Genomic DNA, 16,657 nt, shown 5'->3' with positions numbered 1-16,657 from the left:
GTTATACCTCCTTTTCTATTACAGACAGAACGCATCTGTCGGGGCGCATTTCTCTGCGCATATAATCTGTAACGTCCTCGCGGGTAAGATCCGAGAGAACGTTTATTGCGTCGTAAGGACCTGTGCCGTCCATATGCGAGTTCAGCATGAGGTTGGCCACAGCTTCAACGTTGTTGAGTTCGCGTATCATAAGGCCGTAGGCGGTCTTTTTGATGCGCTGGAAGTCCTTGTCTGCTATTCCGTCGGTTATGAGTCTGTCTATCTCTCTGAAAAGAGCCTCTCTTATGACCTCGGGGGAGTCTGATTCTCCTGAGAAGAATACGGTGAAATAGCCGTTTCCGTAGAATACCTCGCCGCCGAAGGTGGAGTTGATGATACCCTCATTCAGGAGCTTTTCACACATCGGCAGAGCAGGATCTGTGAGCAGAGCCGTAGCAGTGGAAGCTGACGCGATGTCTCGGAGCCTTTCTTCTCCGTTTTTGGGAGAGCATTTGTATCCGAGATTGAATATAGAAGCACCGATGGGCTGTTTTTCGCTGATCTCTGACTTGATTATCTCCGCAGGCTCCTCGGGAAAAACGGTCTCAAGTCCCTTGTCTTCGCTAGGCTTCAGACAGCGGTCGCATATCTCCAGCACCTTGTCGGCGCTGATATTGCCGGCTATTGAAAGAACCATATTATTCAGGTTATAGAAGGCGTCATAGCATTTGTACAGCAGATCGGCGTCTATACGGGAAATGCTCTCAACGGTTCCCGCGATGTCGATCTTTACTGGGTGAGCGCTGTACATACAGCCAAGCATATTGAAAAATACACGCCATTCGGGATTATCATTGGTCATTTTTATCTCCTGACTGATTATACCCATTTCCTTGTCCACGTTTTCCTTGGTGAAATAGGGCTTCTGGACGAAATCCAGCAGTATCCCCAGATTCTCCTCATAGTTCTTTGAACAGCTGAAAAGGTAACAGGTCTTGTCAAAGGAGGTAAAGGCGTTGCAGGAGGCTCCTGTTCTGGCGTAGAGCTCAAAAACTCCGCAGTCCTCGTTTTCGAAGAGCTTGTGTTCCAGAAAGTGGGCTATGCCCTCCGGGACGGAAGTATAGCCGCTGTCTCCCGCATTTTTGAAAATATTGTTCACAGAGCCGTATTTCGTGCCGATGAGAGCTTCGATGCTGCTGAAGCCGGGCATTTCGCAAATATATATATCGAGTCCGCTGCTGTGCTTTACGTGTATGCAGCTGTCGCCTGTGCGGCTGCTTGTAAGTATCTCCTTATTCATCCGGCTGCACCTCCTTATTGAGCATCAGATAGGTACAGTCGGGCCTGAGAGATCTTGCGGCCTCGGCTATCCTTTCCCTGGTCACCTCAGTGAACCGCTTGAAATGCTCCCGGGGAGTTATATTCTCTCCGTCGCAGAAGCAGTCGAAATACCAGTTTATATACGAAGACGGAGTATCTCCCACCTGAAGGACAGCATTGTCCAGAGCCATGAGGGAGCTTTCTATCTCCTCGTCGGTAATGTTTCCGTTCCTTATCTCGTCGAGCTGAGCAAGTATCTCTGCCTGAGCCTCGCCGAGCTTGTCTCTTTCAACGCCGCTGTCTATGAAAAATGCTCCCTTTGCGGAAACAGAGCTGCTTGAGCAGTAGTAGCAGAGACTGAGCTTTTCGCGGACATTGAGGAAAAGCTTTGAAAAGGGCATTTCGCCAAGTATTATACTTGCCATTTTCAGTGCGTACCTGTCATCGGAGTCGGTTTTGAACACCATGACGTTCTTGCACTGGTTGACGTCGAATTCCTCGGATACGGTCTCGGGGACTGCCTTCAGCGGGCTGTGGCTGCGTATATTCACAGCTATGGGAGCTCTTTCGATATTTCCGAAGCTCTCTCTGAACATCTCCGCAAAGGAATCGTCCTCATGGGGAGATACGTAATATATCTCTATCTGTGCCGTACTGAGCAGCCTTTTGTAGGCCGCGAAGGCTTCGGCGGGGGTGGCCGCGAGAGCAGCCTCCTTGCTTCCGTAGCCCGTACATTCGGCAGGCTCGCCGCGGTAGGCTATCTTTGCTGCCCTTGATATGGCGTAGCTGCGCTTCTGGTTAAGCTCTCCGTCGATACGGTCGAGGAGATCCTTTTTTACTATTGCAAAAGAAGCCTCGTCAAAGGCTCCGTTTTTGACATTGGGGCAGAACAGGCAGTCCTTGATGAGCTCGCGCATTTCTCCGCCTATATCCTCGCCGTCTATGGCGTATCTGTTATCCAGCCATGAGGCCTTGAAGCCCAGCAGCTGAGCGTCGCCCTTCTTTCTTGCGGAGGAACCCAGTCCTGCACCGTAAAGCTCCGAGAGCTTCTCGCACAGGGCTGCATAGGTGGGATACCTGCTGCCGGAAACCGTGAGTATTCCCGTGGCGAGATTGTTAACTGCCGCAGTTTCCTCACTCAGCTCCGTCAGGAAGTATATCGCAAGAGCACAGGTCTTGAATTTATCGTCTATCATAGATGTAAAACCGATACCACTGCCAAGTTCAGACCGTTTATATATCATCAGGTTTACTCTCCTATCATAAAAAGCTATACAGTTTATTATAACACAACCGAGCAGAAATTACCATAGTATTTCTGAAATTTTTAAAAATTCCGAGTAAAGTGAGTGATATTCTGCTGAAATACTTGATTTTTACCGCACATAAGTGGTATAATATATAATGTGTATTCACAAGTAAACGGAATGGAGGCAGAATAATGGACTATATCGGTGAAAAGTGTCCTGTTTGTGAAAAGATATTCACAGCTGATGACGACATAGTAGTCTGCCCTGACTGCGGCACACCTCATCACAGATCGTGTTACGCCGCGGAGAAAAAATGCGCTAATGAGGAATACCACTCCACAGGCAGAAAGTGGGAGCGCATGAATGAGACAAAAATCCGCTTCAGGATCTGTCCCGTATGCAGATTCACCAATTCTCCCGATGACCGCAACTGCAGACGCTGCGGAACGGAGATCTCGGATATAAGACCTGTTTCGGAGAATGATCAGAGGGAAAGAGCTGAAGAGCAGTGGAAAGATACCTTCTCGCCTCATGATAATGATGATATAATAGATCCTATTAAATATCTCGGATATGATTCGGAGGAGGACATGGGCGGAGTCAAGCTCCGCGAGGTAAGCGATTTTATCGGTTCCAATACAATGTACTATCTTCCGAAGTTCAAGCGAATGAACGAGGAGGGAGCAAGACCTTCCATAAATATCCTTGCGATGATGTTTCCGTCGCTTTTCTTTGCCAACAGAAGAATGTGGGGCTGGGCCATAGCTGCGGCAGTTCTCGGCATACTGTTCAATCTTCCGGCTGATCTTCTGCTCTATGCAAAGGAATATGTGGATCAGATACCCGGAGAGACGGCGAGGTTCCTTTCAAACAATACCCGCGTACTCAGAAATCTCGGAGATATAGGACTTGCAGTGGACATAAGCGCAAGAGCGCTCTGCTGTTTCTTTTCAAACTGGCTGTATTACAGGTTTTCGATGCGTTCGCTGAAAAAGCTGAAAAAGCGCAACGCCATGCCTGTGCAGATAAAGAGATCAGGCGGCATAAAGCCTCTGAACATGATCTTCATCCTGCTTATAAAGTACGGTCTTGCACTCGGTGCTATCGCTGCGGTATTCGTTGGATATGAGATGTTCTCTACAATGAAGGACTTCAGCACTCTCAGCCTGCTGATATTCAGGTAACAATGCGGAATAACCAAACAGCCCCGGAGCAGTCAATGCTCCGGGGCTGTTTTATATATGTACCTTTAGGATCATGTTTCGTACTTTGGCTCGCAGGTGAGATTGATGCCCAGACGCTTGAAGATACGCTCGTCAACGGAAGAAAGGATGACTGTTGAGTGTACTTCGCAGCCGCGGAGCTTTGAGATCTGCTCCATGGCCTTCTTGGCGTTCTCGTCCGTGTTTGCACATATGGAAAGAGCAAGAAGCATCTCGTCTGTGTGCATTCTCGGATTGTTGTTGCCGAGATGATTTACCTTGAGCTCCATTATGGGCTCGATTACGTGAGGTGACATGAGAAGTATCTCATCATCTATCTTTGCAAAGTGCTTCAGAGCGTTGAGGAGAAGTGCGGATACTGCACCGAGAAGCTCCGATGTGCGGCCTGTGAGTATGGTACCGTCGGGAAGCTCCATTGCGGCAGCGGGGCCGTTTGTGGCATTTTCCTTTTCAAGGGCAGCTGCTACAACCTTTCTGTCCTCGGGAGTAACATTTGCCTGCTTCATAAGGAGCTCCAGCTTCATTACCTCTTCAATGGAGATAAGTCCCTTTCTGTTGTCGCACATACCGGTATAGTAGCGGCGGATGATCTCCTGTCTTGCCGCCTCGCATACGGCATCGTCGTCAACTATACAGTTTCCGGCCATATTTACGCCCATATCCGTAGGGGACTTGTAGGGCGACTCGCCGAGGATATTTTCAAACATTGCATTGAGTACGGGGAAGATCTCAACGTCTCTGTTGTAGTTTACGGTAGTCTTGTTGTACGCTTCAAGATGGAAGGGATCTATCATATTTACGTCATTGAGGTCGGCAGTTGCAGCCTCATAGGCGATATTTACGGGGTGACGGAGAGGAAGGTTCCATATCGGGAAGGTCTCGAACTTTGCGTAGCCTGCGTCAACGCCTCTCTTGTGCTCGTGGTAGAGCTGTGAAAGGCAGGTGGCCATTTTTCCGCTTCCGGGGCCGGGAGCAGTTATTACCACAAGTCTGCGGGAGGTCTCGATATAATCGTTTTTGCCGTAGCCCTCGTCGCTGATGATGTACTGAAGGTTCGAGGGATAGCCCTTTATACTGTAATGATGATATACCTTTACGCCGAGTGCTTCAAGTCTCTTCTGGAAGGCATCGGCTGTGGGCTGTTCGTCGTAACGGGTGAGAACTACGCTGCTGACATAGAGTCCGATCTTTGTGAAAACGTTTAAAAGGCGGATAACGTCGATATCGTAGGTGATACCAAGATCTCCTCTTACCTTGTTCTTTTCGATATCGTCGGAATTGATAACTATCACTATCTCTGCGTCGTCCTTGAGCTGGAGAAGCATCTGGAGCTTGCTGTCGGGCTTGAAGCCGGGCAGTACCCTTGAAGCGTGATAATCGTCGAAGAGCTTTCCTCCGAATTCAAGGTAGAGCTTATCGCCGAACTGCGATATTCTTTGTCTGATATGCTCAGACTGCATTTTCAGGTATTTTTCATTGTCGAATCCGATCCTGGTACTCATTTTTAACGTTCCTCCCGTAATAATAATATAAATTATTATATATCAATCCGTGTAAAATTTCAAGTACCAAAACGAAAAAAACTTAAAGTCCTGACGCATAATAGGATTTCGGAAGAAAGTATTGAAAAAATCAGCATATTTTGTAAATTTTTGGTAAAGTTATTGAAAGAATATATGAAATATGTTATAATGGTATAGGATCTTCTTATGGGGAAGGAGGATACTATGAATCTGCAATCGATCATCGTTGCCAACAGTATCGGAATAGCAGTGCTTATCATACTGCAGATAAGCAGCTATCTGGTCAGACAGAGAAAAAAACCAAGCGACAGAATCTTTACCGTTATGATAACACTTACATCTATCGCCTGCGCAAGCGAAACTCTTTCATTCATCGCAGACGGCAGGAGCTTTGTCGGAGCTCATGTTATTGCAGTAATAACAGGTACTCTGACGTACGCAATAAACGTTTCCGTATCGTATCTATGGTGTATTTATGTGGATCTCAGACTTTATAAGGAGAAAAGCAGACTGAAAAAATACTATTCATGGCTTGGTCTGCCTACTGTTTTCCTGCTGGGAGGACTGGTGCTCAATCTTAAATTGGGCTTCCTTTTCAGCTTTGACGAGAATAATGTCTATCACCGCGAGCCTCTCGGATATATCTATTTTGTATCCGTATTCCTTTACCTTGGCTTCAGTGTATGCGTAAGGTACAGGTACTACAAGGATTCCGCGAAAGCACGCTTTTTCCCGATATGGATGTTTTTGCTGCCTATTATAATAGGTACTACTGCGCAGTTCCTGGTGTATGGGATATCACTTGCATGGTGCTCGGTGGCTCTCGGACTTCTCGGAACCTATATGAGCCTCCAGAATGAGCTGTCGTATATCGATCCGCTCACTCAGCTGTACAACCGCAATTACATGGATCATGTCCTTGCCGATATATCAAGAAAAGGCACTCATATCGGAGGAGTAATGATAGATATCGACTTCTTCAAGAGCATAAATGATATGTACGGCCATTCAGTGGGAGATGAAGCTCTTATATCAGCAGCGGAGATAATAAGGAAGTCAAAGCCTGCAAAGAGCATTGCCGTCCGCTTTGCGGGAGATGAATTCATCATCATCACCAAGGCGGAGCATGAACTGGAATTGATGAATATCGACAAGAGCCTGAGAACTCAGCTCAATAAGTTCAATACTTCGGGAAGATCAGAATATCAGCTGTCGTTCTCAGTGGGAAAGGCTCTTTTCAATGGTACAAACAATATTGACAGCTTCCTTAACGAGATGGACGATAACATGTATTCCGAGAAGAAAAGAAAGCATTGCCGCTCCACAGCCTGAAAAAAACGGGAATTTGGTCTTGACAAGCTAAACAAGTTATGATATGATAATAAGGCAAAAACCGTGAACGAATAAAACCTGTGCAGAGCCCGATACAGAGAGTTCCCGTGTGGTGTGAGGGGATGAAGGCGTACAGTGACCTACATTCGGGAGTTGCCGCATTGAATCCAGTAGGTGCGGCCGGGTGTGCCCGTTACAGCTTTTCGAGGCTGAGCTCCGCTCGGCAAATCGGGGTGGTACCGCGAGTAACTTCGCCCCCGGACAGCTATCCGCTGTTCGGGGGCTTTTTGTATGTAAGGGGTGAAAATATGAAAAAAGTGCTGCCGTATCTGTGCATATCGGTCCTTATCTTTCTTTTGCCGCTGCTTTTTCTGTATATTGGCTTTATAAGTCCTGCAAAGGCAGGGAACAGTTCTCCTTTTATACGCATGACGGTCTGTACTGCCCTGGGATTTATGCTTACGGCTCTGATAACAAGGTATATCCACCCGTATACGGGACTTGCTGGGCTGGACAGCGCAAAACTCAATCTTGGCTTTACCATAGCAATACTCCTTGCGGTCTTTGTGGAGTTCGTCACCTTCGGAAACAGTACGGTTGCTCCTCATATGGAAGGGCTGGTGCAGAAGAATAAGGACGGTGCGGGAGAATACTTCTACGGATATATAAAATATGTCTATATGATAGGACAGGCACTAATTGCTGTGCGTACCTTCGTACATTCGGCTCTGCTCGGTGTCCTGAAGGCTATAATGAAACATTCCTGAAGCAATGCGGGAGGTGTGATTTATGGAGAAAAAGAGAAAATACCTGATATTCCTTGTAACGGCTGTCCTGAGCCTTACGGCTTTTTTTGTGACAGCAATAGTTACTGATTCGAAATTCGGAAAGATCCTGTCCTTTGTCATTCCTCTGGCGGTAATAGCTGTAAGTGCTGCGATATACACGGCTGAGCTCCGCGCTATAAAAAAGAACGAGGCAATAAAAAGATCCGTGGGAAACGGCGAGTTCTTTTCTTCTCAGTCATGGCGGCAGGCGTATCTGAATTTCAGAACGCAATACGAGTTTGCAAATATCCATCCCCGCGGTATGCGTGCGGATATGCTGAGGAACTACCGCAATCTGCCGACATATTTGTATTTCCTGTTCTTTTTCACTGTTGCCGTGGTATTTGCCTGCATACTTATGCCCCATCCCATAGAAAAGATGACAAAATTCCGCTTTATGATGCTTTTAGGCGGCATACTTTGTTCATGCGACGGTATTCGCAGGCTTGCGGGAATTCCCGCAAGGCGCTGGATGAAGCGCATAAAAGCGGAGTACAGTGACGTTGAGGCTTCATACAACAGCGGCAGGCTTGTGAAGTCGTGGACGTCGGGAATCAATATCGGTACGGACTATATCGTCATTTTCAATCCGAGCAGGGTAGTGTCCTTCAGAACTGCGGATATTGTTGAGGCAGGCAGAAAGGTCGTGCGGGAAAACTGGTACAACACGGGTATCTATGTTCAGACTGACCAGAAATACAAGGTGTATTTTGTTGTAGGGCATAGTAAAAAAGTTCAGAGGACCTATGAGGTGGAACTGAATGTGTTTGAAAGCGAGCTGGTGTGCGATGAGGTCAGAGAGCTTCTGGACAGACGCAGCGAGCTTCCCGTCAGCTATGAAGAGACAGTCCGCGAGGACGTAACGACTATTTGATATGATTACTGCGAAAGGTCGTGATATACATGAAAACGCCCGACGTTTTCATTGCTTATGGCAGCAGAGCTGTCAGTGATAAAATATGTTCAGTAATGATAAATAATATAAAGGAGAAATAAATAATGACTACTTTTGAAGAACTCAAGCGCAGAGGACTCCTCGCGCAGCTCACAGACGAAAAGGAAATAGAGGAGCTTGTCAATGCAGGCAAGGCTACCTTCTACATCGGCTTCGATCCCACTGCGGACTCCCTCCATGTGGGACACTTCATGGCACTCTGCCTTATGAAGCGTCTCCAGATGGCAGGCAACAAGCCCATCGTCCTCATCGGAGGCGGTACAGCCATGATCGGCGATCCCTCGGGCAAGACCGATATGCGCAAGATGATGACTCCCGAGACTATCCAGCACAACGTTGACTGCTTCAAGAAGCAGATGAGCCGCTTCATCGACTTCTCAGAAGACAAGGCTATCGTGGTAAACAACGCAGACTGGCTCATGAACCTCAACTACATCGAGGTGCTCCGTGAGGTAGGCGCACATTTCAGCGTAAACCGTATGCTCACAGCCGAGTGCTACAAGCAGAGACTTGAGCGCGGACTCTCATTCCTTGAATTCAACTACATGATAATGCAGAGTTACGACTTCTACCAGCTCTTCCAGAAGTACGGCTGCAATATGCAGTTCGGCGGCGACGACCAGTGGAGCAATATGCTGGGCGGCACCGAGCTCATCAGAAGAAAGCTGGGCAAGGACGCTTACGCTATGACTATCACACTTCTCCTCAACTCCGAGGGCAAGAAGATGGGCAAGACAGAGAAAGGCGCAGTATGGCTTGATCCTGAAAAGACATCTCCCTACGATTTCTTCCAGTACTGGAGAAATGTTGATGACGCTGATGTTATCAAGTGCCTGAAAATGCTGACCTTCGTTCCAGTTGAGCAGATCGAGGAAATGGAAAAGACCATGGAGGGCGCACAGTTCAATGCTGCCAAGGAGCTTCTTGCTTACGAGCTCACCAAGCTGGTACACGGTGAGGAAGAGGCTGAAAAGGCAAAGGCAGCTGCAAAGGCTCTCTTCGGAGGCAACGGCTCCAATGAGAATATGCCCGTTGCAGAGATAGATTCCGCAGACCTTACAGACGGAGCGATCGGACTTCTCAGTCTCCTTGTAAAGGCAGAGCTTGCTCCCTCGATATCCGAGGCAAGACGTCTTGTACAGCAGGGCGGCATCACAGTCAATGATGAGAAAAAGACCGATCCCAAGGAGATGATAAAGCTTGACGGCGAGATCATTGTCCGCAAGGGTAAGAAGGCATTCAAGAAGATAGCAGTAAAATGATAACTGTACGTAATATAGCCAAAAAACTATACAGGCATATTAAATTTTTTTGAATATCCTATTGACAATTTACCAAAAATGACGTATAATTAAAAAAACTGAACACAACTATTTTGCTTAATAAACACTATGGGGGGATTTATATGGCAAAATACACTAAGAAGGGTTTTACCCTGGTAGAACTCATTGTAGTCATAGCTATTATCGGCGTATTGGCTGCAATACTCGTTCCGTCGATGCTCGGTTACGTAAAGAGAGCAAAGCGCTCAGCAGACATTACCAGTGCGAAGAATATTCGTGACAGCGTATTGTCCGTGCTTGCAGGTGAAGCAGAAATTCAGGATTCATTTGAAAAGAACAATACAAGTCATCATAATGTTACTGTAAAGACTGAAGGTGTTCCTGAGTCGTACATGTTAACAGTAGTTTGTACCAAGGACGGTGCAGCAAATGCTGGCCATAACCGTTCTACATGGAGCGGCGGAAGTGTTGATACTCAGCTTTTCCAGGACGAACTCAATAAATTCATGGGCACTCAGAAATGTCCTGTTAAGTTCCAGAAGTCATCTGCAGGCAAGAAGCTTAACCGCTGGTTTATATGCTATCGTGAACCCGATCCGCTGGATGTTGAGATATGGGTAGGCGACGGAAACACAAATACACCTATTTACAGGCTTTGTCCTAGTCCCGATCCTGATTTCAGCTGATCCGAGACAGTAAGTTAGGTAAAAAATGATAAAACCATGGCATTTCGTTATACGTTATGTCATGGTTTTTTTATGGGGATAGTTTATGTTAAAATATAAAAATAATTTCACGCCTGTCACGTTTCTTTTTGGTTGTCGGAATAGATATAGTGAAAGCCGATGACGCGTCGGATAGCTTTTTTAATAGAAGGTGATAAAATGACACACGAAGAGTATCGCAAAGCCTCTGCTGTATCTGTGGAGGAAGCGCAGAGAACTCTCTTCAATGAATACTTCAACTATGTATATACCATAGTTTTCAGCAGGCTGAGAAGCTGTGCCGGAAGAGAGGATATAGAGGAATGTGTGGGAGACGTCTTTGCGGACGTGTATATGCACTATGACAGCAGCAGGTGCTCCAATGGTGATATTTCGGGGTTTATAGGCACTGTGGCAAGAAGGAAGGCGATAGACGTATACAAAAGGCTGACCAAAAGAGGTATCGAAAGTATTTCCATTGATGGAGAGGAAGCGCTCAGCATTGAGGCTCCCGATGATACAGCAGACACAGTGGAGAAAAAAGAGCTCCGAAGCTCGCTTATACAGTGTATAGAGCATCTGGGGGAGCCCGATTCCACTATAATCATGCAGAAATATTTCTTTATGCGCAGCTCGCGGGAGATCTCCGAACTTGTGTCACTTACTCCCGAGGCAGTCCGAACCCGTGCGGGACGCGCTCTTAAAAAGCTCAGGGATAAGCTCACCGCTATGAACATTTCACTTTAAAGGAGGTACAGTCATGAACGATAAGGATCTTGATCTTGATGTTTTGGAAAACGCAGATGATGAAACAGTAAGAATTATTGCGGCCGACTGTCCTGCTTCCAACGAAGAAAAGGAGAGAATGTTTGCAATGAGCAGAAAGATATACAAAGAAAGAACCAAGGAAAGTAACAATATAAATACGGAAACTCTCGAGGTATCGGGAGTGGAAAAGTACAGAAAGCCAATATGGCAGAAGTTCGTTGCTGCGGCAGCTGCCCTTGCACTGACAGCAGGAGCTGTTACGGGAGGTGTGCTGCTGTTCAGAAAAGGCGGTCAGAACCATATAACCAATGTATCGGAAAATGAGACAGCAGTCTCTCCCTTCGGTGACCTCAGCGGCCATGATATGAGGATAATGACAGCTGCTGTTGCACCGCAGGTATTCATTCCCAAGGATGAACTCCGCACGGCTATGGTGAAGGCATTCAATGAGGGCGAATGGACAGAGGTGCCTGTTGATACTCCTGTGCCCGACGGAGAGTCGGTTCAGATATTTTTCAGAAAGGCCGAAGATGTATTCAGCTTCGTATTATACGGCGACGGCACAATTCTCTGCGATAACGGAGAAACTCAGAGCAGATGGCGGATCAGCGAAGATATACAGAAGGCTGTATATGCAGCGTCGGAATTTGATATTGAGTCAGGTGATGTGCTGCTTTATATCTCCGAGCCCTATGATGACCTTATCCATAAGGTATGGGAGGCAACAGCAGAGATGCCGCAGACTACGGCAGGTGAATATGTCAATATCTACGATCCCATACAGAAAAACAGCTTTGAGACCCCACGGGATAATTTCATGTTTATACTCACCGAACACTCGGAAGCAGGTTTCCGCACCATATATGAGATGTACGGTCCGTATACAGGAGGCATTATAGAAATTGCAGAGCTTTTTGCGGGATTTGACTGGAAGGAAATGCCGGAAGGAAAAGACTATCCAGAACCCGCATACAAGGCAGAATTCAACTGCCGCAGTATGTCGGCAGGGAACAGCCTGAGCGCTTCGGTTACGGATCAGGGCATTATTTCAGTATCCGACTGCGATGAAAACGGAAATATAAAATACGCTGACTATGATGTGGGCAAGGAAAACACCGACAAGGTATTAAGGATAATACTTGATGAGTATGAAACGGTGAAGAACGGTGTTACTCCCGATAAGCTTATCAATACGCGGGATTTCGATAAATATGTATTAGAGCGCAATCTTGGGGAGAGCAATAATTCCCGTGAGGATCAGCGCGTATTTGATGAGGCTGAAAGAAAAGAAATAAGATCGGCTCTTACAGAGGAAAAATACGAAGGAAAAGAGACTGACATAAATAACACAGGACGTCCTGTTTATCGTGTATTTTTCAAGAATAAGAATAACAGGGACAATTATATGATGTATCTTTATGACGATAACGAAGTATCATTCTTCTATCACTGCGTCGAAAAGAGTTTTAAGGTCTCGGATGAGCTGTACAAAAAGCTTATGGATATTGCAGAAAATAAATTCAACAGCTCTGTCGGTGATCAGGAAGATGCAGCAGAGATCCCCGGCTGTGCGAATATGCAGTACAAGCTCGCGCAGTCAATGCTTGAGGAAATAGGATACAATGTTGAGATCTGCAAAGTTAAGGATATTATGGTCGAGCCCGGCTACGTTATAAGAACAGATCCGCAAGAAGGTACAGAAGCGGCTGCCGGTTCCACAGTTAAGTTGTACGTCAGCATGGAAGGAACAGGAGCGATACCTGTGGAGAACTATATCGACCTTAATGTTGATGACGCAATTGTCAGGGCATCTTACAGGGGATTTAAGGTCAATACCGAGGAAGTTAATTCGGATAAGCCCGTGGGAACTGTAGTGGATCAGTCTCTCAAGGAAGGTTCTGAGGCAGAGAGCGGCTCCTCCATAACTCTGTATATCAGTAACGGGAATGGCAATTGATGATGCTTTGAATTGAATATACAAGTTCAGCCCCGACACATTCAATGTGTCGGGGCTGAACCGCATATATCATTATCCGCAGAACGGAATATCGATACTTTTGCTGAACACGGAGGGGTGATCTTATTTTTCCTCCAGCTGTGTTGCAGCACCTATGAATAACGGAACGTTGTTCTTGTCAACGATCATGTATACGAAAGGTCTGTCGAGCTCGATGTAGATCTTCTTTCTCTCGGGCGGAAGAGCGGAGGTAGCAGCCATCATAATAGCTGTTACGGCAGCAGCCTTTGTGCCCTTTTCTGTAACCTCGATCCTTGTCTTATGTAAAACGTCATTTATGAAAAGAGGCGATGCATCCGTTACTGAGAGATCATTGATCTTTGAGAAGTCAGCTTTTTCGTTGTCGAAAGCATCAGCCATGCCCATGTTTTCAAGGACCTCGGAAAGGCTCTTCTTATAATTATACTTGAACTTGGGTATCATAACGTGGAGCTCTATGCTGTCGGGATCCTCATACTCCTTGAGACCTTCAGCCAGCTTGTCTGCGTCGAGATCGTTTATGTAATCAATAATGTTCTTTTCCTTGGGAAGGATACCTACGAAGCTGTAATCTCCGCCTTCGTAATCCTTCTTGAAGGCGTCTGCATCGCCGAGATCATAATACTTGCTCTCTTCGCTGGACATTCTCTTGATATTATGCTCAATGCCGTTCAGATCGGTAAACTTTCCGTCATAGGAACTTGTGTAGGGACAGCGCCATTCTGCCTCAAAATAGAGTGTGTTCATGAGCACCATCATTATATTTATGTTGTTTTTAGGTTCAAAGGCGTTTTTCTGGAGCAGTGAGGGGATCATACCTCTTGTGTTTTTGCTCACCCAGCTGTTTATGTCATTGACTGTGTTTTCATTGAACGGAGTTTTGTATATCTCGGAATTATAGAACTTCTTGTTTGTTTCAAGGAAGCTGTCATATACCTGTAAAGTAGGATCGTCCTTGAACCAGATAGAATTTGCAAGATATATCTTTTTCTTGGATTCATCGGGAAGATTGGCTGCATAGTAAGCCAGATACTCGTTGAGCTGGTCGAGAGTCATGTCTTCGCAAAGAACCTTTTCCATCTCTTCTTTTGTTTTTCCGTCGGCGCCGTTTGCGGTCATAGCAAGGGCAGAGGAGATAGACAAGGGCGAGATAAGGAGATTTTCTTCGTCCTTCTTTGTAGGATCAAAGCATCTCTTCAGCAGGTCGATGCCAAAATTCATCTCAGCCTTTGCAAAGGCTTCATCGGTGACCTTTCCTTCGGAGGCTTCAACACTTACGGTATTGTCCAGACGGACGCTTCCTATTGCGCAATCGCCGTAGAAATCGTCGATGTTTCCAAGGATATAGTCGGAAACGCGCTTGAGGTCGTCATCGTCGATCTCGTCATTCTTGTTTATATCGCCGTTGCCGAACATGAACTCGTTGAGCTCCTTCTGCTTGGCAGGGTCTGCAAGGCACTTGCGGTAGGTGATGAGGTCGAAGGAATCGATGACTCCGTCGTCGTTTATATCGCCGTAGTAATGGATACCGGGAGCCTCTATTTTCACTATATCATATATTTTATAGGTTTCCCTGCTGTCAAAAACCATATTTTCTCTCTCTTCCTCTGTCAGACGGAGCAGGGGATAATCATATTTTGAGGTGAATTTTATGGTAACAACAGAGTCGTCGCTGAGATTATCGATCATGGAAACGTCCTTATCGAACAGTTCGCTTGATTCATTTATTAAAGCGGGATCGATCTCAAAGCTCATGATATGGCTGTAAGACCAGATGGAATAAATACCGTGCATCCTTGGTACTGCCTTGAATGTGGCCTTATCTTCGGAGATATCGGCGGACAGGATAAAGACGTCCTGGAGGCAGTAATCATAGAGCTGTTCCTCTGAGGTTTCGGCAGCCACAGCGCTGCTGAGCCGCGGTGCGGCAGGGACGGTACTCACAGCTCCCATAGCCAGTGCGAAGCTCAGGATACCGGCGGTGACCTTGGTCAGTGTTTTCATGTTTTCCATAGTGAATAACTCCTTTCGTAATGGGATGATACAGGATATTGCTACCCTTGGATAAAGTATAACACCGTTATTCTGCGGCGTCAAATAAAAAAATGCATTAAACACACAAAAAGGGCAAAAAAGACGAAATGTGCTCTGCGGCTGCGTAAAACGGAACAAAAGATCAGCTGCAAAGGGGCTTTATGCCCTTATATGTGTATATGCAAAGGCTTCGGACAGCAGCGGAGCACACTTTCCGCTTCAGGAACGCTGTCCGGAAAACATCCTTCATTACTTAGACGTATATCTCTTCGGAAACTCTTAATGAATAATAATATTTTTTCAGAATTTTTTTACAGCATATATCCTGTAGGCATGAGAAAGCCCCGATGCAGCAGACATCGGGGCTGAGAATACATATTATCCTGTTTGTTATCAGTGGTAGTATGAATCAATACCGAAGTATTCCTCAAGAGTGAGTCCGCTGTTGTGGATAGCGTAGGACATATCTGTTCCCACGTAGCGGATATGCCATGATTCGTACTTATAGCCTGTTATATCCTGCTTGCCCTGAGGGTAGCGGAGAATAAAGCCGTACTCGTGGCAGTGGTTCTCCAGCCAGATAGCCTCGGGAGTACCGATGAAGCTGTCATCTATCTGGTTAACGTCGATGGCAAGGCCTGTCTGATGCTCGGAATGTCCCGGACGGGCGGAATAGGTATCTGCCGCAGCCTGACCGTCACGGGCTACGTAGTTATTGTAGATCTGGCTCTGATAGTCGTATGAGCGGAAGCCCGATGCAAACCATATATTGAGCCCCTGAGCCGAAGCGTCACTCTGGAGCTTGTTGAACTGGCTCTGACAAGTAGGGTCAATTCCAGGATTGAAGTCTGCGGGAAGGCTGTAGCTCTTGTTGGCAATGAGTACGCCCTGTATGTATGTGAGTCCGTCGATGTTGTACTGTGCAGGTGCGGGACCGTAGTTGTAGTCGTTGGGGGAAGGAACAGAGTCATGTGAGTGAGCAGGCGAGCTCTGCTGTACGGAACTTTCTCCGCCGCCTGCGGGCGCAGCATCTGCGGTGGTGGTATTTTCGGTCACTTCCTCGGCAGTTGTGGTAGTCTCGGACTCTTCATCAGAAGTTGTAGTGGTGGTTTTTTCGTTTGTCTTGGAAGCGGTAGTCGTAACAGCTGCTGATACTTCCTCGTTGGTCGTTGTGACCGGAGCAAGCGGAGATTCGTCGCTTTTGCCGACATCTTTTCCGCAGGCTGAGCATGAGAGTATAGCTGTTAGTGCGATTGCGCCCAGTATTGTCTTTTTCATTTTTTATTCTCCTTTGTTTTTTATTTTGGATTTGCTTTCAATAAGAATAAACGGATTGTAACAAGGAAGTGTTGCATCATCATAATAAATTCATTTTTAAACGATAAATGCTGAATACAATTATATTATATCACTTTTTGTCGGCGTTTGCAACTTTTTTTACATCGGACAGATTATTGCAATAA

13 protein-coding genes and 1 other annotated feature are annotated in these 16,657 nt (G+C 46.4%); of the genes, 8 read left to right on the top strand and 5 right to left on the bottom strand.

Going from position 1 to position 16,657, the window contains the following annotated elements:
* Window position 1: 1 nt before the first annotated feature.
* On the bottom strand, window positions 2-1,279 hold the full coding sequence (gene yfmH / locus RF007C_RS01105; protein WP_037296512.1) for an EF-P 5-aminopentanol modification-associated protein YfmH: 1,278 nt from the start codon (window positions 1,277-1,279) through the stop codon (window positions 2-4).
* A complete protein-coding gene (locus RF007C_RS01100) occupies window positions 1,272-2,543 on the bottom strand; it encodes an insulinase family protein (RefSeq protein ID WP_037296511.1) in 1,272 nt (423 codons plus the stop codon). Before RF007C_RS01100 ends, yfmH begins: the two co-directional genes overlap by 8 nt.
* A 197-nt stretch (window positions 2,544-2,740) precedes the next feature.
* On the opposite strand from RF007C_RS01100, the gene RF007C_RS01095 reads away from it, so the two are divergent.
* Window positions 2,741-3,733: an RING finger protein gene (locus tag RF007C_RS01095; protein ID WP_037296510.1), complete on the top strand. Its 993-nt coding sequence runs from the start codon at window positions 2,741-2,743 to the stop codon at window positions 3,731-3,733.
* A gap of 71 nt (window positions 3,734-3,804) precedes the next feature.
* Here RF007C_RS01095 and RF007C_RS01090 read toward each other — a convergent pair whose 3' ends face one another.
* Window positions 3,805-5,274 (bottom strand): DUF1846 domain-containing protein, encoded by a 1,470-nt coding sequence (locus tag RF007C_RS01090; RefSeq protein WP_019679503.1) that lies wholly within the window; start codon window positions 5,272-5,274, stop codon window positions 3,805-3,807.
* A 225-nt stretch (window positions 5,275-5,499) separates the two neighbouring features.
* Here RF007C_RS01090 and RF007C_RS01085 point away from each other — a divergent pair, with 225 nt between their 5' ends.
* The 7 genes from RF007C_RS01085 (at window position 5,500) to RF007C_RS01055 (ending at window position 13,121) form a co-directional block, all read left to right on the top strand.
* Window positions 5,500-6,627 carry a GGDEF domain-containing protein gene (locus RF007C_RS01085; protein ID WP_019679504.1) on the top strand — a complete coding sequence of 376 codons (1,128 nt, stop codon included), beginning with the start codon at window positions 5,500-5,502 and terminating at the stop codon, window positions 6,625-6,627.
* A 54-nt stretch (window positions 6,628-6,681) separates the two neighbouring features.
* Window positions 6,682-6,889 (top strand) — a binding site (T-box leader).
* Between the two features lie 46 nt (window positions 6,890-6,935).
* Window positions 6,936-7,394, top strand: a complete 459-nt coding sequence (locus tag RF007C_RS01080) for a hypothetical protein (protein WP_152537120.1) — start codon at window positions 6,936-6,938, stop codon at window positions 7,392-7,394.
* A 22-nt stretch (window positions 7,395-7,416) separates the two neighbouring features.
* The gene (locus tag RF007C_RS01075; protein ID WP_037296508.1) at window positions 7,417-8,328 is read left to right on the top strand and encodes a hypothetical protein; all 912 of its coding nucleotides are present in this window, start codon (window positions 7,417-7,419) and stop codon (window positions 8,326-8,328) included.
* A gap of 125 nt (window positions 8,329-8,453) precedes the next feature.
* Window positions 8,454-9,671 carry a tyrosine--tRNA ligase gene (tyrS, locus tag RF007C_RS01070; RefSeq protein ID WP_019679509.1) on the top strand — a complete coding sequence of 406 codons (1,218 nt, stop codon included), beginning with the start codon at window positions 8,454-8,456 and terminating at the stop codon, window positions 9,669-9,671.
* 143 nt (window positions 9,672-9,814) lie between these two features.
* On the top strand, window positions 9,815-10,378 hold the full coding sequence (locus RF007C_RS17925) for a type II secretion system protein (RefSeq protein ID WP_051456460.1): 564 nt from the start codon (window positions 9,815-9,817) through the stop codon (window positions 10,376-10,378).
* Window positions 10,379-10,576: 198 nt separating this feature from the next.
* A complete protein-coding gene (locus tag RF007C_RS01060; protein ID WP_037296507.1) occupies window positions 10,577-11,143 on the top strand; it encodes an RNA polymerase sigma factor in 567 nt (188 codons plus the stop codon).
* 13 nt (window positions 11,144-11,156) lie between these two features.
* The gene (locus tag RF007C_RS01055) at window positions 11,157-13,121 is read left to right on the top strand and encodes a PASTA domain-containing protein (protein ID WP_037296506.1); all 1,965 of its coding nucleotides are present in this window, start codon (window positions 11,157-11,159) and stop codon (window positions 13,119-13,121) included.
* 123 nt (window positions 13,122-13,244) lie between these two features.
* On the opposite strand, the gene RF007C_RS16160 is transcribed toward RF007C_RS01055, so the two are convergent.
* Together RF007C_RS16160 and RF007C_RS01045 are read right to left on the bottom strand one after the other, a co-directional pair.
* Window positions 13,245-15,173: a serpin family protein gene (locus RF007C_RS16160; RefSeq protein WP_051456459.1), complete on the bottom strand. Its 1,929-nt coding sequence runs from the start codon at window positions 15,171-15,173 to the stop codon at window positions 13,245-13,247.
* A gap of 414 nt (window positions 15,174-15,587) precedes the next feature.
* Complete coding sequence (locus tag RF007C_RS01045; protein WP_037296505.1) at window positions 15,588-16,472, bottom strand: M15 family metallopeptidase; 885 nt, start codon at window positions 16,470-16,472, stop codon at window positions 15,588-15,590.
* Window positions 16,473-16,657 lie beyond the last annotated feature (185 nt).

The sequence above is a fragment of the Ruminococcus flavefaciens 007c genome (genome assembly GCF_000571935.1).
Taxonomy (GTDB): Bacteria; Bacillota; Clostridia; order Oscillospirales; family Ruminococcaceae; genus Ruminococcus; species Ruminococcus flavefaciens_F.
Note: the sequence above shows the minus strand (reverse complement) of the source record. Positions and strands in the feature narration are given on the sequence as shown.